At 71.9% G+C, this 23440-nt stretch carries 14 protein-coding genes; 6 read left to right on the forward strand and 8 right to left on the reverse strand.

Annotation, left to right across the window (positions count from 1 at the left end; genetic code table 11):
- The first annotated feature begins 40 nt into the window (after positions 1-40).
- On the forward strand, positions 41-1600 hold the full coding sequence (locus tag ACY34K_RS02225) for a DUF1996 domain-containing protein (protein ID WP_462742609.1): 1560 nt from the start codon (positions 41-43) through the stop codon (positions 1598-1600).
- A gap of 248 nt (positions 1601-1848) precedes the next feature.
- On the opposite strand, the gene ACY34K_RS02230 is transcribed toward ACY34K_RS02225, so the two are convergent.
- A complete protein-coding gene (locus ACY34K_RS02230; RefSeq protein ID WP_462742612.1) occupies positions 1849-2328 on the reverse strand; it encodes a hypothetical protein in 480 nt (159 codons plus the stop codon).
- 100 nt (positions 2329-2428) lie between these two features.
- Between ACY34K_RS02230 and ACY34K_RS02235 the strand changes: the two genes are divergently transcribed.
- The 4 genes from ACY34K_RS02235 (at position 2429) to ACY34K_RS02250 (ending at position 9482) form a co-directional block, all read left to right on the forward strand.
- A complete protein-coding gene (locus ACY34K_RS02235; RefSeq protein ID WP_462742615.1) occupies positions 2429-5503 on the forward strand; it encodes an alpha-N-acetylglucosaminidase in 3075 nt (1024 codons plus the stop codon).
- Positions 5504-5534: 31 nt separating this feature from the next.
- Positions 5535-7469: a hypothetical protein gene (locus tag ACY34K_RS02240; protein ID WP_462742618.1), complete on the forward strand. Its 1935-nt coding sequence runs from the start codon at positions 5535-5537 to the stop codon at positions 7467-7469.
- A gap of 66 nt (positions 7470-7535) precedes the next feature.
- Complete coding sequence (locus tag ACY34K_RS02245) at positions 7536-8420, forward strand: metal-dependent hydrolase (protein WP_462742621.1); 885 nt, start codon at positions 7536-7538, stop codon at positions 8418-8420.
- 3 nt (positions 8421-8423) lie between these two features.
- A complete protein-coding gene (locus ACY34K_RS02250; RefSeq protein WP_462742624.1) occupies positions 8424-9482 on the forward strand; it encodes a PDR/VanB family oxidoreductase in 1059 nt (352 codons plus the stop codon).
- Positions 9483-9502: 20 nt separating this feature from the next.
- On the opposite strand, the gene ACY34K_RS02255 is transcribed toward ACY34K_RS02250, so the two are convergent.
- Entirely contained in the window at positions 9503-9892 is a 390-nt protein-coding gene (locus ACY34K_RS02255; RefSeq protein ID WP_462742627.1) for a hypothetical protein, read from the reverse strand.
- Positions 9893-9965: 73 nt separating this feature from the next.
- Between ACY34K_RS02255 and ACY34K_RS02260 the strand changes: the two genes are divergently transcribed.
- Positions 9966-10682 carry a TetR/AcrR family transcriptional regulator gene (locus ACY34K_RS02260; protein ID WP_462742772.1) on the forward strand — a complete coding sequence of 239 codons (717 nt, stop codon included), beginning with the start codon at positions 9966-9968 and terminating at the stop codon, positions 10680-10682.
- A 116-nt stretch (positions 10683-10798) separates the two neighbouring features.
- Here the strand turns inward: ACY34K_RS02260 and pulA are convergent, their stop codons facing one another.
- The 6 genes from pulA to ACY34K_RS02290 all read right to left on the reverse strand — a co-directional run bounded on the left by pulA (position 10799) and on the right by ACY34K_RS02290 (position 23428).
- On the reverse strand, positions 10799-16105 hold the full coding sequence (gene pulA / locus ACY34K_RS02265; protein WP_462742630.1) for a pullulanase-type alpha-1,6-glucosidase: 5307 nt from the start codon (positions 16103-16105) through the stop codon (positions 10799-10801).
- 457 nt (positions 16106-16562) lie between these two features.
- The gene (locus ACY34K_RS02270; protein WP_462742632.1) at positions 16563-18257 is read right to left on the reverse strand and encodes a carbohydrate-binding module family 20 domain-containing protein; all 1695 of its coding nucleotides are present in this window, start codon (positions 18255-18257) and stop codon (positions 16563-16565) included.
- A 401-nt stretch (positions 18258-18658) separates the two neighbouring features.
- On the reverse strand, positions 18659-19741 hold the full coding sequence (locus tag ACY34K_RS02275; protein WP_462742775.1) for a LacI family DNA-binding transcriptional regulator: 1083 nt from the start codon (positions 19739-19741) through the stop codon (positions 18659-18661).
- Positions 19726-21405, reverse strand: coding sequence for a glycoside hydrolase family 13 protein (locus ACY34K_RS02280; RefSeq protein WP_462742635.1), 1680 nt, complete (start codon positions 21403-21405; stop codon positions 19726-19728). The genes ACY34K_RS02275 and ACY34K_RS02280 overlap by 16 nt, the downstream gene beginning before the upstream one ends.
- A 134-nt stretch (positions 21406-21539) precedes the next feature.
- Complete coding sequence (locus ACY34K_RS02285; RefSeq protein WP_462742638.1) at positions 21540-22406, reverse strand: sugar ABC transporter permease; 867 nt, start codon at positions 22404-22406, stop codon at positions 21540-21542.
- Positions 22403-23428: a carbohydrate ABC transporter permease gene (locus ACY34K_RS02290; RefSeq protein WP_462742641.1), complete on the reverse strand. Its 1026-nt coding sequence runs from the start codon at positions 23426-23428 to the stop codon at positions 22403-22405. The genes ACY34K_RS02285 and ACY34K_RS02290 overlap by 4 nt, the downstream gene beginning before the upstream one ends.
- Positions 23429-23440: the final 12 nt, after the last annotated feature.

Raw genomic sequence — 23440 nt, forward strand, 5'->3', positions numbered from 1 at the left:
ATGGAATGGAGCGGTTCTCCCCTCCCGGGATTGGAGTTCCATGGGACGCACACGAAAACGCTCTACGCTGGCCAACCGGGCGATCGCCGCCTCGGCTGCCCTGATACTGGGCGGGGGTGGGCTGGTAGCGGCCAATGTCTACGCAAACGCAGGTGAAGGCTGGTCGGGCAAGACCCAGCAGCCCCAGACCCAGAGTGCGGGGCAGCAGGTCTCGACCATCGACTGCCCCGAAGTCGCCAACGGTCTTCCGGAGAACGTGCCCGACCAGGCACGTACCGAGGTGGACCGGGAACTGGCGAAGATGGACACCCAGATCACCGAGGCATATCAACGGTTCGCCGAGGAAAGGGAGCAGATACAGCGCGATCGCTCCTATGCCGACAATGCCATTCTCAATCCTTTGAAGGACAAGCGCCGAGCTGCCATTGAACGGATTGTGATCGCGATCGGCCGGAGCGCCGAACAGCCCAAGGGCATGGAAAAGCTGGCGCCCTGCACACTGCAGGCCGATGACAACCAGGTGAAGGACCAGAACGGCGACGGCCAGAACGACGGCCAGGACGGCGGCGGTCAGAACAACGACGGCCAGAACGGTGACGGCCAGAACAACGACGGCCAGAACAACGACCAGGGCGACAACGGTCAGGACGGCCAGGACAACGGCCAGGGTCAGGACAACGGCCAGAACCAGGGCAATGGACAGGGTCAGGCCGGCAACGGCCCCGAGGCCAACGACTTCGTCGACATCCAGTCCATTCAGCCCAACGTCCAGAACCCGCGCAAGCAGCGCAATGCCTCCAGGGGCACCTTCACGACCGACTGCGGCCGGAACGAGAACGGCAAGTTCAATCCGGACAACGTCATCGTCGCGCCCGGCGTGAGCAACGGTGCCCACCATATGCACGACTACGTGGGCAACCAGGCCAATGACGCCTTCGCCAGCGACGACGACCTGGCCAACGGTCAGACCACCTGCCGCAACCAGGGCGACAAGTCCACGTACTTCTGGCCCGTTCTGCGACTCCAGAACGGTCAGCAGGAGAACGACGCCAACGCGGACGGCGGCGGCAACGACCAGAACGTCGGCGAGATCCTCACCCCGAGCCAGGTGACCATGAATTTCGTCGGCAGCCCGGTCGGCCCCGTGACGGCCATGCCGAAGTTCCTGCGCATCATCACGGGCGACGCCAAGGCATTCACCAATGGTGACGCCAATGCCAATGCCTCGTGGAGCTGCACCGGATTCGAGGACCGGCAGCTGAAGGACAAGTACCCGATCTGCCCGCAGGGCAGCCAGGTCGTCCGGTCGTTCAAGTTCCAGAGCTGCTGGGACGGCCAGAACACCGACAGTGCCAACCACCGGACGCACGTGGCGTTCGCCGACCAGAACGGCCGCTGCCCGCAGGGCTTCCGGGCCATCCCCCAGCTGGTCCAGCGGATCGTCTACGACGTCCCGCAGGGCACCGTCTTCGCCGTGGACTCGTTCCCCGAACAGCTCCACAAGCCGATCACCGACCACGGCGACTTCATCAACGTCTTCAACAACCGGCTGATGAACCAGCTCGTCAACTGCATCAACACGGGACGCAGGTGCGCCTGACGCCCGCTCGAGCCCCGGCCCGGGCCTGAGGCCCGGGCCGAGCCCGAGGGCCTCGGGCCCCGTCCGGCCCGAACGATCACCGCCCGATTCCCCCACCTGATCGGGCGGTGATCCTTTTTCTGACTCCGACCGGCTCCGACCGGCTCCGACCGGCTCCGACAGCTCGTCCCGGCTCCGACCGGCTCCGACCGGCTCCGGCAACTCCTCCCCGGATCCGGCCGGCTCCGACAGGTCCTCCCGGCTCTTTCTCAGCTTCCGTGGTGCCCCGAGTGGCCCTTGTCCCCGCCCTTGCCGCCACCGCTGGTGCCGCCTCCGCCCGAGTGGTGCGAGGCGCCGGTCTCCACCGAGCCGCCCAGCCGGCCGCGCAGTGCGTTGACGACCTTCTCGTCCCCGACGGCCACCCACTTGCGGCCCACCAGGTAGGAGCCGCCGTAGTCATTGGCCTCGTTGATCCACTCGCGCTGGCCCCGGTCGGTGGCGAAGGTGGCCAGAACATACTTCCCGTCCGCCGTGGTGCAGTTGGCCTGGCGGAGCTCCTTGGCGTCCGTCTGGATGTTCGGCTCACAGTCCGCCTGCTTCGCCAGCTCCTCCAGGGTCCCGGTCGCCGTCTTCGGCACGTCCTCGGCCTTGCCCCGGTCCCCGTCCGCGCCGCAACCCGCGACCGCAGGGACAGCCAGGGCGACCAGAGCGGCCGCCGTCAACGCCACACGCATTCGTTCCGTACGCATCTGGCCATCGTGCCGGTTCGCACCCCTGTTCAGGGTGAGAACCCCGGGTAACGTGCGTCTCATCCGAACCTGATGTCGCGTCAGCACCATGGAGGAGCGCGTGACCGATGTGTCGAGACGTACTGTGCTGGGGACCGCCGGAGCGATCGGCGTGAGCGCCGCGCTCTTCGGGCACTCCGCCGCCGGGGCCGAGGAGAACCGGGATCCCACCGGCCCCGCCCGGGCCGCCCTGGAGCGGATCCTGCCCCACCACTCCTCCCAGTTCCGCCTCACCCTCGACACGGCGGACGGGCCGGACCGCTTCCGCGTCACCGGCGCCCCGGGCCGCGTCGAAGTGACCGGCACCGGGCCGGCCACCCTCCTCACCGGCGTCCACTGGTACCTGAAGTACACCTGCGCGGCCCACATCTCCTGGGCGGGCAGCCAGCTCGGCCTGCCACGCAGGCTCCCCGCCCCGAGCGGGCCCCTCAGCCAGGAGGCCACCGTCCCGCACCGGTTCGTCTTCAACGACACGCACGACGGCTACACCGCCCCGTACGCCGACTGGGCCCGCTGGGAGCGGCTGATCGACGTCCTCGCCCTGCACGGCTGCAACGAGGTCCTGGTCACCGTCGGCCAGGAGGCGGTCTACCACCGGCTCCTGCAGGACTTCGGGTACACGGACGCCGAGGCCCGTGCCTGGCTGCCCGCCCCGTCCCACCAGCCGTGGTGGCTGCTGCAGAACATGAGCGCGTACGGCGGGCCGCTCGACCCGGGGCTCGTCGCCCGCCGCGCCGAGCTGGGCCGCCGGATCGCCGACCGGCTGCGCGAGCTCGGCATGTCGCCCGTCCTGCCCGGCTACTTCGGCACCGTCCCCGACGGTTTCGCCGCGCGCAACCCCGGCGCCCGCACCGTCCCGCAGGGCACCTGGGCGGGTCTGCGGCGCCCCGACTGGCTCGACCCGCGCACGGCGGTCTTCCGTGCGGTCGCCGCCGCCTTCTACCGCCACCAGGCGGCGCTCTTCGGCGACGTGCGGCACTTCAAGATGGACCTGCTGCACGAGGGCGGCTCGGCGGGCGACGTGCCCGTGCCCGAGGCCGCCCGCGCCGTCGAGGCCGCCCTGCGGTCGGCCCGGCCGGGTGCCCTGTGGATGATCCTCGGCTGGCAGGCCAACCCGCGCCGCGATCTGCTCGACGCCCTCGACAAGTCGGCCCTCCTGATCGTCGACGGGCTGTCGGACCTGGAGACCGTGACGGACCGCGAGAGGGACTGGGGCGGAGCGCCGTACGCCTTCGGGACCATCCCCAATTTCGGCGGCCGCACCACCATCGGCGCCAAGACCCACCTGTGGACCGAGCGGTTCACCCGGTGGCGCGACCGGCCCGGCTCAGCCCTCGCCGGCACGGCCTACATGCCGGAGGCCGCCGAGCGCGACCCGGTCGCCCTGGAGCTCTTCTCCGAGCTGGCCTGGCGCCGTGAGCCCGTCGACCGCGCCCGCTGGTTCGAGGAGTACGCCGACCTCCGCTACGGCGGCCGCGACCCACGCGCGCGTGCGGCGTTCGCGGTCCTGCGGGAGACCGCGTACCGCATCACCAGCCGCGACGGCCGCCCCCATGACTCGGTCTTCGCGGCCCGGCCGAGCCTCGCGGCGAACTCCGGCGCGCACTACGCGACCCACACGCCCGCCTTCGACCCGGCCCGCTTCGACCGGGCCTTCGCAGCGCTGCTCGAAGTCCGCGAGCCGCTGCGCCGCTCCGACGCCTACCGCCACGACCTCACCGACCTCGGCCGCCAGGTGCTCGCCAACCGCTCCTGGCAGCTGATCGGTCAGCTGCGGTCCGCGTACGAGCGCAAGGACACGGAGGCCTTCCGGGCCCTGGCCCGGCTGTGGCTGAGGCTGATGCGGCTCAGCGACGACATGGCCGGCTCGCACCGCGCCTTCCTGCTCGGCCCCTGGCTGGCCGACGCCCGCCGGGAGGGCATGGAACGCACCGCCCGGGTCCTCGTCACCACCTGGGGCGACCGGCCCACCGCCGACGCCGGCCGACTGGCCAACTACGCCAACCGCGACTGGTCCGGGCTCATCGCGGACTTCCACCTCCCCCACTGGCGGACCTACCTGGACGAGCTGGAGGACGCGCTCGTAGGGGGCCGGGCCCCGAAGACGTTCGACTGGTACGCGATCGAGGAGCCCTGGACGTACGAGACACGGAGCTACCCGCTGCGGCCGGTGCACGACCCCCACCGCACCGCCCGGCGCGTCCACGACGTCCTCGCGGCCGCGCCGTACCAGGGCACCAGCACCGTCTCCAGCGACCCCGGGGCCATTCCGCCGGGCGCCGACGCCCTGGTGACCGCCACTTTCCGGAACGTCAGCGGCCTGCGCGCCACCGGCCCCGTCGGCTTCGTCATCACGGGCTTCGGCGACCAGCCGCCGCTGGAGATCCCCTCCGTTCAGGCCGCCGGAACGGGCACGGTCTCCTGGGGAGTCACCGCCCCCGCCGACCCGCTCACCACTCCCGTCGAACCACTCCCCTACGAGCTGCGCACCACCTACGGCCCGGAGGGCGAGGAACCGGTCACCGCCGTCACCCGGGGCAGCCTGTACCGGGCGGGCCCGCTCGACGACGGGTGGCTCACCTGCACGTCCAACGACGCGGTGTTCGGGCAGCTGGGCGACCGGTACGCCGTCAACGGCGGCGGACAGGACCTGTGGAAGGCGGTCGCCGAGTTCGGCGCCCTCTACCGGGAGGGCGCACTCGCGGAGGGCGGGGTGCTGACCGTGCGGGTCGACTCCCAGGAAGCGACCGCGCCGTGGGCGCGCGCCGGGATCGCCGTGCGCAACGCCCTGGGGACGCCCGGCTCGCCCGGTTTCCTGGCCCTGGCGGTCACGCCGGGCAACGGGGTGGCGCTGGCGTACGACAGCGACGGCGACGGCGCCCTCGACACCCACCGGCGGCTCACCGGCGTCCGGGCGCCGGTCCTGCTGCGGCTGTCGCGCGCGGGTGACGCCTTCACCGGCGCCTGTTCCGCCGACGGCGGCACGACGTGGCGCACGGTCGCCACGGTCCGGGTGCCGGCCGTGGCGGCGGCGCAGGACGCGGGACTGTTCATGTCGGCGGCGAACGGCGGGAGCGGGACGCGCGGGACGGTCGTGTTCAGTGAGGTGGCCGGCTGGGGCGCGGCCGCCAGGTGACCAACCCCGGCATGCGCTCGTTCTGCTGAACGTGAGTACCCAGGGAGTCCAGGACCTCGCCCCCGCGCCCGTCGACGTCGAGCAGGCCGAGGCCGCGCTCGTCGAGCACTACCCGCGGCTGGTGCGCATCGCCTATCTGGTGCTGCCGCCCGCGCTCGGCCGCAACCGCCGTGTGCTGACCGCGCACTCGCTCGTCCAGCGCGCGCTGCCCCGGCGCCGCACGCCCGGTGACGGGGCGCTGCCCGGGGCGCGGCGCTCCGAGGACGCCGTGGACCCCGGGTACGCGTTCGTGCGCGGACGGGTACTGCGCCAGGCGCTGGAGGCGGGGCTCCCGCTGAAGCGCAGGGCGTGGCCCAAGCGCTCGCAGCTGCCGCCGCTGCTGCCGCAGGTGTGGGGCCTGCGGCTGTTCCCGCGGTCGGGCGGCGCCGACGAACTGGCGCTGGACCAGCGGCTGTCCGCGCTGTCCGGTCCGGGGCGGGCCGCGTACGTGCTGCGCGGTCTGGAGCGGCAGGGCGACGCGGAGGTCCGGCGGGTGCTGGCCGCCGCCGGCGTGGAGGACCCGCAGGCGGCGCTGGCCGAGGCGGACGGTGTCGAGGCGCCGGACGGGATCAGCCGGGCCGCCCTGCTGGACTCGGCGGAGTTCGATCCGTGTTCGCTGCAGGCCCGGCCGACGGATCTGATGCGCCGCCGCCAGCACGGCAAGGCGGCGCTGGCGGCCCTCGCGGCCGCGGTGGTGTGCGGGACGCTGCTCGGGATGCCGGGCGAGGGCTGGGGCCCGGACGGCGCGGCCGCGCCGGTGTACGCGCGCAACCCGGTCGCCGAGGCGGCTCTGGACCCGGGCAAGCTGCTGCGCGTGGCCCCGGCGGCCTGGCAGCGTTCGGCCCGTACGGACTTCTCGGTGTGGCCCGCGCGCGGCGGGCTGGTCGAGGACCGGGCGCTGCTGCGCCGGGCGCTGGCGGTCTGGGCCCGGCCGGGTGGCACGGTGCAGGTGTCGGCGACGCCGGGCACGCTGCCCGGGCCGCCGATGGGCCCGCCACAGCTGCTGTTCGCCGGCGAGGTGGACCAGGCGCGGGTGGTGCTGTTCCACGACGGTCTGCGGGCCGTGCGGTACGCGGAGCCGAAGGACGGCACGGCAGGGGCGGCCCTGGACTTCGCGCGGACGGACGGCGCGGACGGGGCCTCCTCCGGCGCGCTGGTCGTGGGTCGTACGCACGCCAACGTCCGGTATCTGACGGCCCCCTGGGTGACCGGGACGCGAGTGCGTGATCTGCTGACGCCGTCAGCCGCGCCCCGCCCGCTGCAGCGGGACGCGGACGGGGTGACGAGCCCGCTGCTCAGCCCGGTCGCCGTGTCGGCCTGCCGGTCCTGGGACGTGATGGAGGTGCGGGAGGGCGCGACGTCCCGGCTGCTGACCGACCTCGGGGAGATCGTCCCGGCGCGGCTGACGTCGGGCCCGCCGTCGGCGCCGGTCGACGTGTCGGGCGAGGCGCCGCTGGCGGAGTGGGCGCGGACGGCGTGCCTGTTGCCGGCGGTGCGGTCACACGGGGTGCGGTCGGTGAACTCGTGGCGGTACGCCGAGCAGGAGTTGCCGGTCTCGGGTGACACGGCGGCCTGGGTGTGCACGCGCGCGGACACCTGGCGGGGTACGGGCAGCAGGGTGCTGGCCCAGTTCCAGGCGCCCGCCACGCGGCCCGGCGCGCCGGGCGCGGTCGCCGCGCGGGCGGAGGAGTCGCCGGCCTGTGGGACGCGCGAGCCGCATGTGCTGGCGGGTGTCCTGTGGCAGGCGCCGGGCGGTCAGTGGTACGTGCTGGCGGCGGGCAGCTCGCGGTTCGCGTCGGTGACCACGACCGGCGGGGTGCGGGGCAGCGCCGAGGGACGGACGCTCGTGGTGAAGGCGCGGAAGGGCGCGCGGGCGGAGCTGACCGGGCGGCTGGAGGACGGCAGCAAGGTGACGGCCCTGCGCTGACCCGGCGGGGAACAAACGGCTGCACGACCCTGTTGCCAGGCGCGTACTCATCAGTACATTGACGCCATGTCTAATACGCAGCCGGTGGCGATACCGTCGGAGCGGATCGAGCTCAAGGCCCGCAAGGTCTCCTTCGACTGGGAGGAGACCCCGCTCCACTGGGTTCCCGGCGACCCGTTCACCAGCCACACCATCAATGTGCTGCACCTGCTGCTCCCCGCGGGCGAGCGCTGGTTCATCCACGTGTACCGGCAGGTGCTGCCGTACATCCACGACGACCGGCTGCGCGAGGACGTCATCGGCTTCATCGGCCAGGAGGCGATGCACTCACAGGCCCACGACGACGTGCTGCCGCACCTGAAGAAGCTCGGTCTCGACCCGACGCCGTACACCGCGCAGGTCGACTGGCTCTTCGAGAAGCTCCTCGGCGACCGGACCCTGCCGCCCGGCAGGGCCAGGCGGTGGTGGCTGATGGAACGGGTCGCGCTGATCGCCGCGATCGAGCACTACACCGCCTTCCTCGGCGACTGGGTACTGAACGCCCGGGAGCTGGACCGGCGTGGCGCCGACCCGGTGATGCTGGACCTGCTGCGCTGGCACGGCGCGGAGGAGGTCGAGCACCGCTCGGTCGCCTTCGAGCTGTTCATGCACGTCGACGGCGGCTACCGGCGCCGGGTCCGGACCTGGGCGACGGCGTTCTCGGCGCTCGTCTTCCTCTGGCAGCGGGGCGCCCGGTTCTTCATGGAGAACGACCCCACGTTGCTGGACGGCAAGGCGTCGGTCCCGCAGTTCGTCCGCAGGGGCCGGGAGGGCCTGCTGCCGTCCACACCCGACATGCTGCGGTCCGTTCCGCGCTATCTGAGCCGCGCCTACCACCCCTCGCACGAGGGCAGTACGGCACAGGCGGTCGCGTACCTCGCCTCGTCCCCCGCGGCCAACGGAGGTCACTGAGCCATGCCCCGTCTGCGCAACCTCGTCCTCGCCGCCGGAGCGGCCGTGCTCGTGAAGCGGGCGGTGCGCCGCCGCATCCAGGCGGCCCCGCTGTGGCCGCTGCCCGCCCTGGAGGAGCCGGTGTCGGGCCGCGGCCGCTCGTCGACGGCCCGTCGTCACGTCCTGGTCAGCGAGCGGAGCGTCCCCGCCGAGGGGGTGGTGCGGCTGCGGCTGGAGGGCACGGGTCTGCCGCCGTGGGAGCCGGGCGCCCATGTGGACCTGGTGCTGCCGTCGGGACTGGTGCGGCAGTACTCGCTGTGCGGCGACCCGGCCGAGACCGACACCTACACCGTGGCGACCCGGCTGGTCGAGGACGGGCGGGGCGGCTCGCGGGAGGTGCACGAGCAGTTGCACGAGGGCACCGAGGTCGAGATCCGGGGACCGCGCAACCGGTTCCCGCTGGTGGACGCCCCCGCCTACGTCTTCGTCGCCGGCGGTATCGGGATCACTCCGGTGCTGCCGATGGTGCGGGCGGCGCGGGCGGCCGGGGCGGACTGGCGGCTGCTGTACTGCGGGCGCGGCCGGGCGACGATGCCCTTCCTCGACGAAGTGGGGAAGCTCGGCGCGGAGGGCGACCGTGTGACGGTGGTCGCCGAGGACGAGGCGGGCCTGGCGGACCTGACCTTCCTGGCGGACGTGCCGCTCGGGACGGAGGTGTACTGCTGCGGGCCGGACGGGCTGATGGACGCGGTGTCCGCGGCTCTCCCGGAGGGCCGGACGCCGCGCCTGGAGCGGTTCGCGGCCGCCGCCGCTGCGCCGGGCGGTGCCTTCGAGGTCGAACTCCGCCGCTCCGGGCGCACATTGACGGTGGGGCCCGGCCAGTCGGTGCTCGCCGCTGTCCGCGACGAGGTGCCCCATGTGTCGTACTCGTGCGAGCAGGGCTTCTGCGGCACCTGCCAACAGCGGGTGCTGGAGGGTGAGGTCGACCACCGGGACGAGCTGCTGACGGACGACGAGCGGCACGACTCGATGCTGATCTGTGTGTCGCGGTGCCGCGGCGATCGGCTGGTCCTGGACCTGTAGCGGCGTGCGGAGGAGACCCCCTACGGCAGCAGCAGCCAGTCCGCGGCCAGGGCGGCCAGCAGGCCGGTACCGAGCAGCCAGGTGCCCAGCCGGGTGCGTCCGTTCCTGCTGAGCTCGATCACCACGCCGCACAGGATCATGGCCAGTCCGTACACCCCGACCACGAGGACGGAAGTGCGGCTCGCCAGGCGCAGGACGAGCACCACCGCCATCGCCACCAGCAGGACGGAGGCGGCGGCGATGCGCAGGCGCCGGGCCTGGCGGGGGGACAGGCCGGCGCGCGCCGTGGGGGTCTCCTCGAAGACCTGGTCAGGGGCCTCCTCGGAAACCTGGCCGGGGGTCTCCTCGGAAACCTGGCGGGGGGTCTCCTCGGGGATCTCCTGGGGGATCTCCTGGTCGGAAGTGCTCATGTACCCGGAGCGTAACGGACGGTGTAGCGACCACTGTTCGAAGGGCGACCGTTAGGCTGTTCGCATGACGAGCGTGACGGCCGGTGTGCGCCGCAGGATGGGCGTCGAGGAGCGCAGACAGCAGCTGATCGGGGTCGCGCTGGAGTTGTTCAGCCACCGGTCCCCCGACGAGGTGTCGATCGACGAGATCGCCGCCGCTGCGGGGATCTCGCGGCCGCTGGTGTACCACTACTTCCCCGGCAAGCAGAGCCTGTACGAGGCGGCGCTGCGGCGCGCCGCGGACGAACTGGCGGCGCGGTTCGACGAGCCGCGCCAAGGGCCGCTGGGCGCGCGTCTGCTGCGGGTGATGGGACGGTACTTCGACTTCGTGGACGACCATGGGCCGGGGTTCTCGGCGCTGATGCGCGGCGGCCCGGCCGTCGGCTCCACGACGACGAACGCGATGATCGACGAGGTGCGGCAGGCGGCGTACGAGCAGATCCTGGCGCACCTCGGGGTGACCGACCCGCCCGCCCGGCTGGAGCTGGTCGTCCGGTCGTGGGTGTCGCTGGCCGAGTCGACCGCGCTGATCTGGCTGGACGGCCGCCGCATACCGCGCGCGGAGCTGGAGCTTCAGTTGGTGCACGACTTCGCGGCACTGGCCGCGGTGAGCGCCGCGTACGACGACGAGATGGCCGCGATCCTGCTGCACATGCTCCGGGACGAGCCGGCCGACGGGCCGCTCGGCGAGCTGGTCGGGCGGGTCGGGAAGCTGCTGCCGCTGCTGCCCGGGCGGCCCGTGGACCGGTAGACGGCCCGGACCGGTGGGCGGCCCCGAGCGATGAGCGACGCGGACCGGTGGGCGGCCCGGACGGCGAGGTGCCCCGGCCCGGACGGGAGTCCGGACCGGGGCACCGGCCGTCGCGGTTACCGCTGGGCGAAGACGGCCACCGTCCGCGCCGGGACCGTGAAGGTGCCCGAGGCCGCCTCGTACGACGACGCCTTCACCGTGGCGTCGGCACCGTTCGCCTGGACCGGGTGGAGGCCGTACGCCTTGCCGGTGAGGGCGGGGACGGACTGGGCCTGCTTCTCGGGCGTGGCGTTGAAGACCACGACCAGGTCACCGAGGCGCATGGTGATCACGCCGGGGGTCTCGTCCTTCCCTGACAGCGGGAAGGAGAGCGCGGACTGGACCTCCTCGGCCGTGGCGAGGCTGAACGCCTTCTCCGTCGTGCGGACCTTCAGCAGGTCCCGGTAGGCGGCGGAGGCGCCGGTGATCTGCGGGCAGCCGACGGTCAGCGACGGCGCCGACAGCAGGGGCTTGCCGAAGGACCACTTGTCCTTGTTGTCGGCGGCCGGCGGCAGCCCGCGGCCGAAGCCGTTGCCCGCCCGGCAGTCCCAGTTGACCGTGTTGTACCAGTCACCGCTGTCGTAGGAGTTGCGGTCGAGGGACTTGGACCGAAGCAGGTCGGTGCCGGCCTGCGACAGGGCCGGGCCCTGGGAGAGCGCGGCGGTCGCCATGGCGAGAACCTGCATCCTGGCCCGGTCGGCGGGCGAGGTCGCGGCCGGCAGCTTGAACGCCAGCGCGTCGTAGAGGGTCTCGTTGTCGTGCGCGTCGGCATAGGCGAGGGCTTCGCCCGGGGCGGCGGCGTAACCGGCGGGGGCGCCGTTGTAGTCGACCTCCGATCCCTTGACCGTGCGGCCGCCGGTGTCCGTGAAGGAGTAGGAGGCGAGGTTTCCGGAGAGCCCGACCTTGATCAGGTCCTGGTAGTGCAGGAGCCGGGCCCGCTGCTCGGCCGGGGTGCCGTTCGCCTTCGAGGTGTTGGGGTCGGTGAACAGGCCTGAGGCGAAGCCCTGCACGCCCGGGTCGGCGTCGAAGGGACCGCCGCCGCGCACGGCGTCACGGGCCCGGTCGGAGAAGGTCGCGATGCCCGTTCCGGCCATGTTCTTCTGAGTGGCCTGGACGAAGCGGGCGTCGTCGGCGATCTCGCCGAAGTTCCAGCCCTCGCCGTACAGGATGATCTTCTTGCCGTCGACGCCGTCCTTCGCGGGTGTGAGGGCGTCCAGGGCCTTCCTGACCGCGAGGATGTTGGCCTTCGGGTGGTGGCCCATGAGGTCGAACCGGAACCCGTCGACCTTGTACTCCTTGGCCCAGGTGACGACCGAGTCGACGACGAGCTTGCCCATCATGGCGTTCTCGGGCGCGGTGTTGGCGCAGCAGGTGGAGGTGGCGACGGTGCCGTCGGCCTGCAGCCGCTGGTAGTAGCCGGGCACGATCCTGTCGAGGACCGACTTGTCGGACTGGCCGCTCGCCACGGTGTGGTTGTAGACGACGTCCATGACGGTCCGCAGGCCGGCGCCGTTCAGCCCCTGCACCATCTGCCGGAACTCGACGGTGCGGCGTGTGCCGTCCGGGTCGGAGGCGTAGGACCCCTCGGGGACGGTGTAGTGCAGCGGGTCGTAGCCCCAGTTGTAGGCGTCCTTGGCGGCGGCCTCGGCGACGCACGCCTGCTGCTCGTCGGAGTCGGGGGCATAGGAGGCGAGGTCGCAGGCCGGGACGGCCTGGTCGGACTTCTTCTCCGGGACGGTGCCGATGTCGAAGACCGGCAGCAGGTGGACGTACGAGGTGCCCGCGCCGGCCAGCGACTTCAGGTGCTTCATACCGGCCGAGTCGCGGTCGGTGAAGGCGAGGTAGCCGCCCGGGTGCCGGGAGGTGCGGTCGGCGATCGAGAAGTCGCGGACGTGCAGCTCCTGGATCTGCGCGTCGCGCAGGGGGACGGCGGCAGGCTTCCTCAGGCCGGCCCAGCCCTTGGGGGCGAGGGCGGGATCCGCGAGGTCGACGACGAGGCTGCGGGCCGAGTCGGTGGTGAGGGCGGTGGAGTAGGGGTCGGTGACCTGGTTGGTGACGACCTTCTGGACGCTGGGCGCCCAGACCTTGACCAGATAGCGGTACGGCTTGCCGCTCCAGGACGTGGCACCGGTGACGGACCAGACGCCGGAGGCCGCGTCGCGCTTCATCGGCACGCGCCTGCCGTCGAGTTCCAGGGTGACGTTCTGGGCGGTCGGGGCCCAGAGGGACAGGGTGGGCCGGCCGTGGCGGAACACCGGGCCGAGCGCGGCGCCGGTGGCCTTCGCGGCGTACAGGTCGTCGAGGACACCGGGGATCTGGACGCCGGTGGCGGCGAGCAGGGCACCGTTGGCGGCCCGCTGGGTGGCGATGAGCTGGCCGCGCAGGGCGGGGGTGACGCGGTCGCGGTCACGCGGGTCGACGGTGAAGGCCGGGTAGTCCCTCAGGTGCGGGTACTTCGCCTTCTGGGCCTCGGTCAGTGCGGACGGGCTGAGCCGCAGCCAGTGGCCCTCGTGGCTGAGGGCGCCGTCGACGACCCGGATGCCGCCGTTGGGCGCGTAGACGAGCTGCTGGCTGGTGGCGTCGGTCGCCTTGACCTTCCACACGACGGTGGTGCGGTCGATGAACTGGGCCTCGGCCTTCGTCAGGTCCAGCTTCGGCGTGCCGCCGGTCTGCGGCAGCAGGTACGTGGGCTGTCCGGCGAGCAGCCACACCTCGCGGCCGTGGCCGGCGAACGAGAGCGACTGGTCGGTGGGCAGGTCCTTCTGGTCGCCCTTGTGGAGGATGTAGCTGAGCGAGGTGGCGCCTTCGGCGAGCGGGACCTCGAAGGTCGCGCCGTACGCGTCGGTGCGGACCGGCATCAGCGGCTTGGCCCAGTCGGTGGGCTGGGCGGCGCCGGTCCAGGTGTGCAGGCCCCAGCCGTCGTAGTCCCCGTCGGGCCGCTGGTAGTGCAGGACGGCCTTCTTGGTGTCCTGCGGCGGGTAGGTGCCGTCGGGGGCGGTGTCGGACTGGCCGTCCTGGCCCTGCGTGATCCAGACCTCGCCGGTGCGGCCGAGGGTGATGCTTCGCGCGGGCCCGTCGGCGGTGCCGTCCTTCTCGACGGTGTACGGGATCGTGGAGGCCCCGTCGGGCGCCTTGATCCAGGCGAACGCGCCGAAGGCGTCACGGCCGGTGAACGCGGCGGTGGCGCCGGCGGCCTTCAGCTGCCAGCCGTCGTAGTCTCCGCCGGGGCGCTTGTAGTGGACGACGGCGTAGGGGCGCTCGACGGCCGTGGGCCTGTCCGCCGGCGGGACCTGGCCCGCGGTGGTGGAGGCGAGGGCGCTCGCGGTGCGGCCGTGGCTGTCGACGGCGACCGCCTTGTAGCGCAGGGCGGTGCCGGCCGGGGCGGTGATGTGCTGGGTGACCTTGTAGGGGGCGTGGTCGGCGGTGCCGAGGGTGCGCCACTTTCCGTTGCCGACCTGGGCGGCGAACACGACCCGGTTGAGCTGTCCGCCGTCGACGCCGGCCGAGATCTCGACGGTGCCGGTGGCTCCGGCGGCCGGGGCCCTCAGCGTGAGGGACGGCTTCGTCGCGGGGGCGGGCAGGGGCTTGTCGGCGCGCAGCACCAGCGACGACAGCGCGGGCACGGTGACGGTGATCGTGCCGTCGGTGGCGCGGACGGTTCCGGAGCCGCCGTACAGCGTGGTGAAGCCGGCCGAGTCCACCGGCAGCGTCACGGTCTTCCCGGTGGTGGCGTTGTTGGTGGCGACGACGTACTCGGTGCGGGCCTTCGCGTCCGTGCGGGAGAAGGCGTAGACGGAGTCCTTGGCGTACCGCTCCCGCTGGATGCCATCACGCAGGGCGGGGTGCTGCCGGGTGAGGGCGGACAGCCGGGCGGTGTGCTCGTAGAGCGGGTGGGTCGGGTCGTACGCGTCGTCGGCGTGGGTGCGCTCGGTGCCGATCCGGTCGTCGTCCAGGTAGTCGGCGGTCTTGGAGGCGAAGAGCGTCTGGCGGGCGTCCTTGTCGCCACCGGCGCCGGTGAAGCCCTGCTCGTCGCCGTAGTAGATCACCGGGTTGCCGCGGCTGAGGAACATCAGCTCGCCCGCGAGGCGGGCGCGGGCGAGCAGTTCGGCGTCGTCCGCCTTCGGGTTGTCCTGCTTCAGGAACGCGCCGATGCGGCCCATGTCGTGGTTGCCGAGGAAGGTCACCTGCTCGTAGGCATTGGCCTTGTCGGTGGTGTACCGGTAGTCGTCGGCGAAGACCCTGGCGAGGCTGCCGGCGTCCGCGCCCTGCGAGGCGTAGGCACGGGCGGCGCCCTGGAAGGGGAAGTCGAGGGTGGCGTCGAGGCGGCCCCGGGTGACGTAGGGCGAGGTGACGGCGGTGTCGGCGGAGTAGACCTCGCCGAACATGAAGAAGTCCTCGCGGCCGCGCTCGGCCGCGTAGGCGTCGAGGGCGGTGGCCCACTGGGTCCAGAAGTCCAGGTCGACGTGTTTGACGGTGTCGACGCGGAAGCCGTCGATGTCGAAGTCGCGGACCCACTTCTCGTAGATGCGCTTCATGCCGTCGACGACCTCGGGACGCTCGGTCCACAGGTCGTCGAGGCCGGCGAAGTCGCCGTACTCGGTGCTCTCGCCGGCCCAGGTGGAGTCACCGCGGTTGTGGTACATCGTGGGGTCGTTGAGCCAGGCGGGGACCTTGGTGTTGGCCTTCTCGACCGGCGTGTACGGGAAGGAGTCCGCGTCGACCTTGCCGATCTTGTCGCGGTCGTCGAAGGGGCGGCCGCTGGTGTCGAGGTAGGGGTGGGAGCCCTTGGGGCGGTAGCCGTACTTCTTCTCGGCGTAGTCGACGGTGTCGGCGGTGTGGTTGGTGATGACGTCGAAGAAGACCTTCATGCCCTTGGCGTGGGCCTTGTCGATGAGGGTCTCGAGGTCCTCGTTGGTGCCGAAGTGGGGGTCGACCTGGGTGAAGTCAGTGATCCAGTAGCCGTGGTAGCCCGCGGTGGCGTCCTTGCCCTCTCCCTGGACGGGCCGGTTCTTGAAGATCGGCGCCAGCCAGATGGCGGTGGTGCCGAGGCCCTTGATGTAGTCGAGGCGCCGGGTGAGGCCCTTGAGGTCCCCGCCCTGGTAGAAGCCCTTGTCGGTGGGGTCGTACCCGGTGGCGAGGCGGGAGCCGGTCAGCCCGCCGCGGTCGTTGCCGGTGTCGCCGTTGGCGAAGCGGTCGGGCAGGACGAAGTAGAACTGCTCGCGCGTGAGGTCATGACGTGCGGGCGTGGCGGCGAGCGCCTTGTCCGAGGGCGGCGCGGGTGGGGGCGGCGCGGCGGACGCCGGCAGCGCGGGGACGAGCGCCGCGACCGTCGCCGCCGCGAGGGCGGCCGCGGTTCTGCGCGGCGCGGGTCGTAGCCGTATCAAGGCGGTTCTCCTTAGCGAGTCGAAGCCCCACCCGTTTCTGCCCGAACCCCTGCGGGAGGGGGTTGGGTGGCCGTGGGGCTGTGCCCCCGCGCCGCGGGGGCGGGGGCACGGGGAGGGGGCCTTTCCCCCGCCCCCGGTGATGTGCCGACCCGGCGCCGCACGGCGCCGAGCCAGGCGTTCCGGTCGTGCCGGTCGTGCCGACGTGGGCTTCGGCCCCGCGTTCCACGAGGCGGCTGCTTCCCCGGCGAAGCGGTACTCCGCGCCGCGGGGGCGGCCCCGGGGTGTGCCCCGGGGCCGTACCCGGTACGTCCGCCCAGGACCGAAGCTCCCGCCCACGGTTGTGGGCGTGCGTTCCGCACGGCGGACCGGGAGGGCACCACCCGACCGGGTGGTGCCCGGAGCTTGGGGCCGGAGCCCGGGGCCGGAGCCCGGGGCACGGGTCCGGCGTGCCCGGCCGTCAGGTGCGGAACGTGTCGTTCAGGCTGATTTTGCCCGTGGCCGGGACCGTGGCCGTGCGGTTCGGACCGGTTTCCCAGGTGACGTTGCCCGCGGCGTTCTTGCGGACGTACTTGTACTCGAACGCCGTGCCCGCCGGCAGGCTCACGTCCAGCTTCCAGACCGGGTAGCTCGCCGGGTCCAGCTTCGGGGCGGCGGCCGTGTTCCAGTTGCCGAGGGCCGGCAGGTTGCCCGTCACGTAGATGTTCTCGCCGGGCACCGTGGTCGCGTTGACGGCGAAGGACGCGCCGCTGTTCACCGGTGTGGTCGAGCCCGAGCAGCTGCGGGCCCCGGCATGCAGCGCGACGGCCGTGTTGGCGCCGAGGGTGGCCGTGAACTGGCCGGAGCCGTTCACCGTGACGTTGCGGTTGTTCTGCACGTCGCAGTAGTCACCGGCGGGCAGGGACGTGGTGAAGGTGCGGGTGAGCGACGAGGACTCGTGGTTGATGGCCACGTACGCCTTGTCGCCCCGCCCGAAGGCGATCTGGTCACCGCCGTTGTCCCACCAGTTCGTGACACCCTGACCGCGGGCCACGTTCCGGAGGGCGACCATGGAGGAGATCTCGCGCCAGGCGTGCTGGCACTTCCATCCGTCGCTGTAGCAGGCGTTCACCTGGCCGCCGTTCGGCGGGCCGGCGTCCTTGTCGGACCACTCGTAGCCGGAGTGGACGTCCGGGGAGCCGTACGGCCACGCCAGCATGAAGACGCTGGCCAGTGTGTAGTCGGCGCCGTTCTTGTAGTTGAGCGTGTCGCCGCCGCGCTCGGTGTCGTGGTTGTCGACGAAGACCGCCGACCTGCCGGACTGCATGTAGCCCCAGCCCTCGCCGTAGTTCTTGAGGTGGGCGAGGTTCTCGTTCTGGAAGACTCGCTTGAGGTCCCGGGCGTATCGGAACTCCTGCACGTCGCCGTTGCCGAGGTACTCGCCGGGCGAGACGGCCTCTCCGGCGCCGTAGATCGCCTCCTGCTTCCAGTACACCGAGGGATTGGTGAGCTTGGCCTTGATGGCGGCCAGGTCGCCCGCGGGCATGTGCTTGGCCGCGTCGATGCGGAAGCCGTCGACACCGAGCGACAGCAGGTCGTTCATATAGCCGGCGATCTTGGTGCGGACGTACTCCTCGCCGGTGTCGAGGTCCGCGAGCCCGACGAGCTCGCAGTTCTGGACGTTGACCTTGTCCTGGTAGTTGGTGATCTGCGCGGTGCAGTCGTCCATGTCGGGGGCCGAGAACAGGCCGGGGTAGCCGTACTTGGTGTACGACGAGCCCCCGGTACCGGTGCCGGAAGCGGCCGCCATGTGGTTGATGACGGTGTCGACGACGACCTTGACGCCCGCGCCGTGGCAGGTGTTCACCATCGACTGGAAGGCGGCGCGGTCCCCGAGCCGGCCGGCGATGCGGTAGCTGACGGGCTGGTACGAGGTCCACCACTGGCCGCCCTGGATGTGCTCCTGGGGCGGGGAGACCTGGACGTAGCCGTATCCGGCGGGGCCGAGCTGGTCCGTGCAGGCCTTCGCCACCGAGGCGAAGTTCCACTCGAACAGGACTGCGGTGACGTCCTTTTCACCGGGCGGGGCGGCCTGCGCGGGCGTGGGGGGTGCCGTGACGGCCACAGCGGCTCCCGCCACCAGGGCGAGTGCAGCGGCCACGGTCTTTCGGGCCATGGTTCCTCCTGGGGAAGGGGAGGTGCGGATGCGACGGTGCAGCCTCGTACGGCAACGCGCCATGCCCGCAAGGCCTTTGAAGGCTCTTGCTGCAAGAAAGCAGCAACAGTTTTCGGTCGAGACCGTACGAGGCCCTCGGGCTGCGGTCAACCCTTTGGACACGGTCCGGTCACACCCCGGAAATCTGGGGCTTTCCTCGCTGCAAGGTCTTTCGCAAGCCTTGCAGCGGTGTTACGTTCAACCAGTACTCCGGTCCGGTCGGCCGAGGGTCCCTCGTACCCCGGGGGCTCCACGCGCCCGGCCGATCGGACCGGTCACGATCGGGCCGGTCATGAGAGCCGGGAGCCCCGGGGCCACGAAGAAGACCCCGCCGCCCCCAACAGGGCAGGCCCCGGGTCTCCTTACCTCCGCTGCGCGGTGGAACCGCGCACCACCAGCTCCGGCTGGAAGACGAACTCCGTCCGCTGCACCGGGTTCCCGTCGATCTCCTCCAGCAGCGCGTCCACCGCCGCCGTCGCCATGGCCTGCACCGGCTGGCGCACCGTGGTGAGCGGCGGGTCCGTGAACGCGATGAGCGGGGAGTCGTCGAACCCGACGACCGACACGTCGCGCGGGACGTCGAGTCCCCGGCCCCGTACCGCGCGGATCGCGCCGAGCGCCATCAGGTCGCTGCCGCAGACGATGCCCGTGCAGCCCTCGTCGAGCAGTTCGCCGGCCGCCGCGTGGCCGCCCTCGACTCCGAACAGGGTGGGCCGCACCAGCAGTTCCGCGTCCGCCCTCGGCACGCCGAGCATCGCGTGCAGCGCCGCGACGAAGCCCTCGGCCTTGCGCCGGGAGGGGACGTACCGGGTCGGGCCTATGGCGAGACCGATGCGCTCGTGTCCGAGGTCGACCAGGTGGCGTACGGCCATGCGCGCGGCCGACCGGTCGTCGGGCGAGACGAAGTGGGCGTCGATGTGCTCGTTGAAGCCGTTGATGAGGACGAACGGCACGCCCCGGCCCGCCAGCGCGACGTACCGGGCGGGGTCGGCCGCCGAGTCGGCGTGCAGACCGGAGAGGAACACGATGCCGGTGACGCCGCGCGCCTCCAGCTGCTCGACCAGCTCTTCCTCGGTGGCACCGCCGGGCATCTGGGTGCAGAGCACCGGCGTGTAGCCGTGCCCGGCCAGCACCTGCTCGATGACCTGCGCGAACGCAGGGAAGATGGGGTTGGTCAGCTCGGGGATGACCAGGCCGACCAGGCCGGCGCTGCGGCGCTTGAGCCGAACGGGCCGCTCGTAGCCCAGTACGTCCAGGGCGGCCAGCACCCGGTGCCGGGTGGAGGCCGCGACGCCCGCCTTGCCGTTGAGGACCCGGCTGACGGTGGCCTCGCTGACCCCGGCCTGTGCCGCGATGTCCGCGAGCCGCGGGGCGCCTCCTCCGTCGCCCCGCGGCTCGGTCCGCGCTTCGGCGCGCGGCAGGGGGACGGTCACACCGCCCACCAGGCGGTGGTGTCCGCGGGCAGAGCCGCCGTACCGTCCAGGCTGGTGCGCACCTGCTCGTTGGCGAGCAGCATGCGGCCGGGCACCTCGATCCGCACCGTCTCGCCGGTGGTGTTGGCGGTGCAGACGAAGACCCCCTCGGAAGTGCGGCGGCGGAAGGCCAGGACGCCCTCGGGCGCGTCCAGCCATTCCACGTCCTCGCCCGCGCCGAGCCCCGGCTGCTCGCGGCGGACCGCGAGCGCGCTGCGGTAGAGCTCCAGGGTGGAGCCCGGGTCGCCGGTCTGCGCCTCGACGCTCAGACCGCCCCAGGTGGCGGGCTGGGGCAGCCAGCTGCCGCCGGCGCCGAAGCCGTACGAGGAGCCGTCGACCGTCCACGGGATGGGGACGCGGCACCCGTCGCGGAAGCCGTCCTGACCGGTGGCGCGGAAGAACGACGGGTCCTGACGGACCTCGTCGGGCAGGTCGGTGACGTCCGGCAGGCCGAGCTCCTCACCCTGGTAGACGTAGGCGGAGCCGGGCAGCGCCAGCATCAGCAGGGTGGCGGCGCGGGCGCGGCGCAGTCCGAGCTCGCGGTCGCCGGGGGTGCGCAGCTGGGTGCCGAGTCCGGCGGGGTTGGCGAACCGGGTGGCGTGCCGGGTGACGTCGTGGTTGGACAGGACCCAGGTGGTGGGGGCACCGACGGGCCGCATCGCGGCGAGCGAGGCGTCGATGACCTGGCGCAGCTCGGCGGCGTCCCAGTGGGTGCCGAGGTACTGGAAGTTGAACGCCTGGTGCATCTCGTCGGGGCGCACGTAGTGGGCGGTGCGCTCGACGGTGGGGGTCCAGGCCTCGGCGACGAGGACGCGCTCCCCGTCGTACTCCTGCAGGACCTGGCGCCAGCTGCGGTAGATCTCGTGGACACCGTCCTGGTCGAAGAACGGCATGACATCGTTTCCGAGCAGCTTGAGCTGGTCGTGGGCGCCGATGTCGGGCAGGCCGTCGGCCTTGACGAGGCCGTGGGCGACGTCGACCCGGAAGCCGTCGACGCCCATGTCGAGCCAGAAGCGCAGGATCGAGCGGAACTCGTCGCGGACGGCGGGGTGTTCCCAGTTGAAGTCGGGCTGCTCGGGCGCGAAGAGGTGGAGGTACCACTCGCCGGGGGTGCCGTCGGGCTCGGTGACCCGGGTCCAGGCGGGGCCGCCGAAGATGGACTCCCAGTCGTTCGGGGGCTGGGAGCCGTCCGCGCCCTTGCCGGGGCGGAAGTGGTAGCGGTCGCGCAGCGGCGACCCGGGGCCTTCGCGCAGCGCCCGCTGGAACCATTCGTGCTGGTCGGACGAGTGGTTGGGAACGAGGTCGACGATGATGCGCAGGCCCAGCTCGTGGGCTTCGCGGATCAGCGCGTCGGCGTCGAGCAGGCTGCCGAACATCGGGTCGATGGCCCGGTAGTCGGCGACGTCGTAGCCGGCGTCGGCCTGCGGGGAGGCGTAGAAGGGGCTGAGCCAGACGGCGTCGACGCCGAGCTCCTTGAGGTACGGCAGTCGGCTGCGGACGCCTTCCAGGTCACCCATGCCGTCGCCGTTGCCGTCGGCGAAGCTGCGCGGGTAGACCTGGTAGATCACCGCGTCTCTCCACCAGCCCGTGTGCGTGCCGGTGGTCGGGGCGGCGGGGGCAGCGAGGTGCTGGGTCATGACTTCCCTGGGATGAAGGAGTGGAGCGGCCGCCGGTCCGGGGGACAGGCCCGGACCGGCGCCGCGGACCTGGACGGGGTGGTACGGCGGTGACGCGTGGCGGCGCCGGCCGGCGGGTGCCGGCCGGCGCGGGATCACGACTTGGTGGCGCCGGCGGTCAGTCCGGAGACCAGGTGGCGCTGGACGAAGCCGAAGACGATCGCGGCGGGCGCCGCGATGAGAACGGCGGCGGCGGTCAGCGAGCCCCAGTCGGCGGTGTACTGGTTGACGAAGGTCTGCAGGCCGCCGGCGAGGGTCAGGTTCTCCTCACCGGTCATGAACGCGGACGCGTAGGCGACCTCGGCCCAGCCGGTGATGAAGGTGTAGAACGCGGTGACGGCGAGGCCCGGCTTGGCCAGCGGCATGATCAGCCGCCAGAACGTGCCGAACGGGGTGAGCCCGTCGACCCGGCCCGCCTCGTCGATCTCGGCGGGGATGCCGTCGAAGTAGCCCTTCATCATCCAGGCACAGAACGGCACGGCGACGGTGAGATAGGTGATCACCAGACCGATCGGCTGGTTGAGCATGCCGAGCGAGGCCAGCAGGTTGTACAGCGGCACGATCAGCACGGCGACCGGGAACATCTGGGTGATCAGCAGCATCCACATGAGCGGGCGCAGGCCCGGGAAGCGGAAGCGGCTGACGGCGTAGCCGGTGGTGGCCGAGATGAAGACGCCGATGACCGTGGTCAGCCCGACGACGATCAGCGAGTTGCCCAGCCAGGAGAGGAACTGGGTGTCGGAGATGACGTGGCTGTAGTTGTCGAACGTGAAGTTCTTGACGAGCGCGGTGTCGAACGCGTCCGTCTTCGGTTTGAACGAGGTGACCACCAGCCACAGCGGCGGGAAGACCGCGATGACGGCGGTGGTGATCAGTGTCAGGTGCAGGCCGACGGAGGCCAGCGGCGACCGCTCGCCGCGGGCCCGGACCTTGCGGGGCTGGGTCGTCGTGTCGGTGGTCACCACATGTCTCCCTGCTTGCGGAGCGCGCGGCGGTAGACCACCGCGAAGAGCGACAGGAGCGCCAGGATCAGCACGCCCCAGGCCGCCGATCCCGCGTAGTCGCGCGGGCTGACGACGAACGAGAGCCGGTAGGCGTACGTCACGAGGATCTCGGTGGCGTCGCCGGGCCCGCCCCTGGTGAGCAGGAAGATCACCGGGAACATGTTGAAGGTCCAGATGGAGCTGAGCAGGATCACCGTGCCGGAGACGGGCCGCAGCCCGGGCAGGGTGATGTGGCGGAAGCGCTGCCAGGCGCTCGCGCCGTCCATCTCGGCCGCCTCGTACAGCTCGCCGGGGATGGCCTGCAGGCCGCCGAGCATGGCGACGAGCATGAAGGGCACGCCGAGCCAGACGTTGACGGCGATGACGGAGACCTTGGCCCAGGTGGGGTCGTTCAGCCAGGAGATCGCGTCGATGCCGCCGCCGGCGAGGAGCTTGTTGAACAGCCCGCTGCGCTCGTTGAAGAGCAGCTTCCAGGTGAAGACGGAAACGAAGGCGGGCACGGCCCACGGCAGGATCAGGGCCATGCGGTAGAAGCCGCGTCCCTTGATCTTGCGGTTGAGCATGTTGGCCAGGACCAGGCCGAGGGAGAAGGAGATCGCGACACAGGTGACCGTCCAGACCAGGGTCCAGCCGAGCCGGTCCCAGAAGACGCCGTCACTGAGGATCGCCTTGTAGTTCTCGAGGCCGACGAACTCGTACGTCGCGGGGATGTGGTTGACACCGATCGTCCGCTCGACGTTCGCCTCGTTGGCGTCGGTCAGTGACAGGTAGATGCCGCGGACGAGCGGGTAACCGATGATCACGCCGATCACGATCACCACCGGGGCGATCATGCTCCAGGCGTACCAGTGGGTGGACAGCCCCCGGCGCAGCCTCCCCGGGTTCTTTCCGCCCGCGTTGTTGTCAGTGCGGCGGCCGCGGCCGCGGGCGCTGTGTGCGCCCGCGGCCCGTGCCACCGACTGGCTGGTCTCGACAGCCATGGGTCGGTCAGC

This window comes from Streptomyces sp. STAM6 (genome assembly GCF_054963715.1).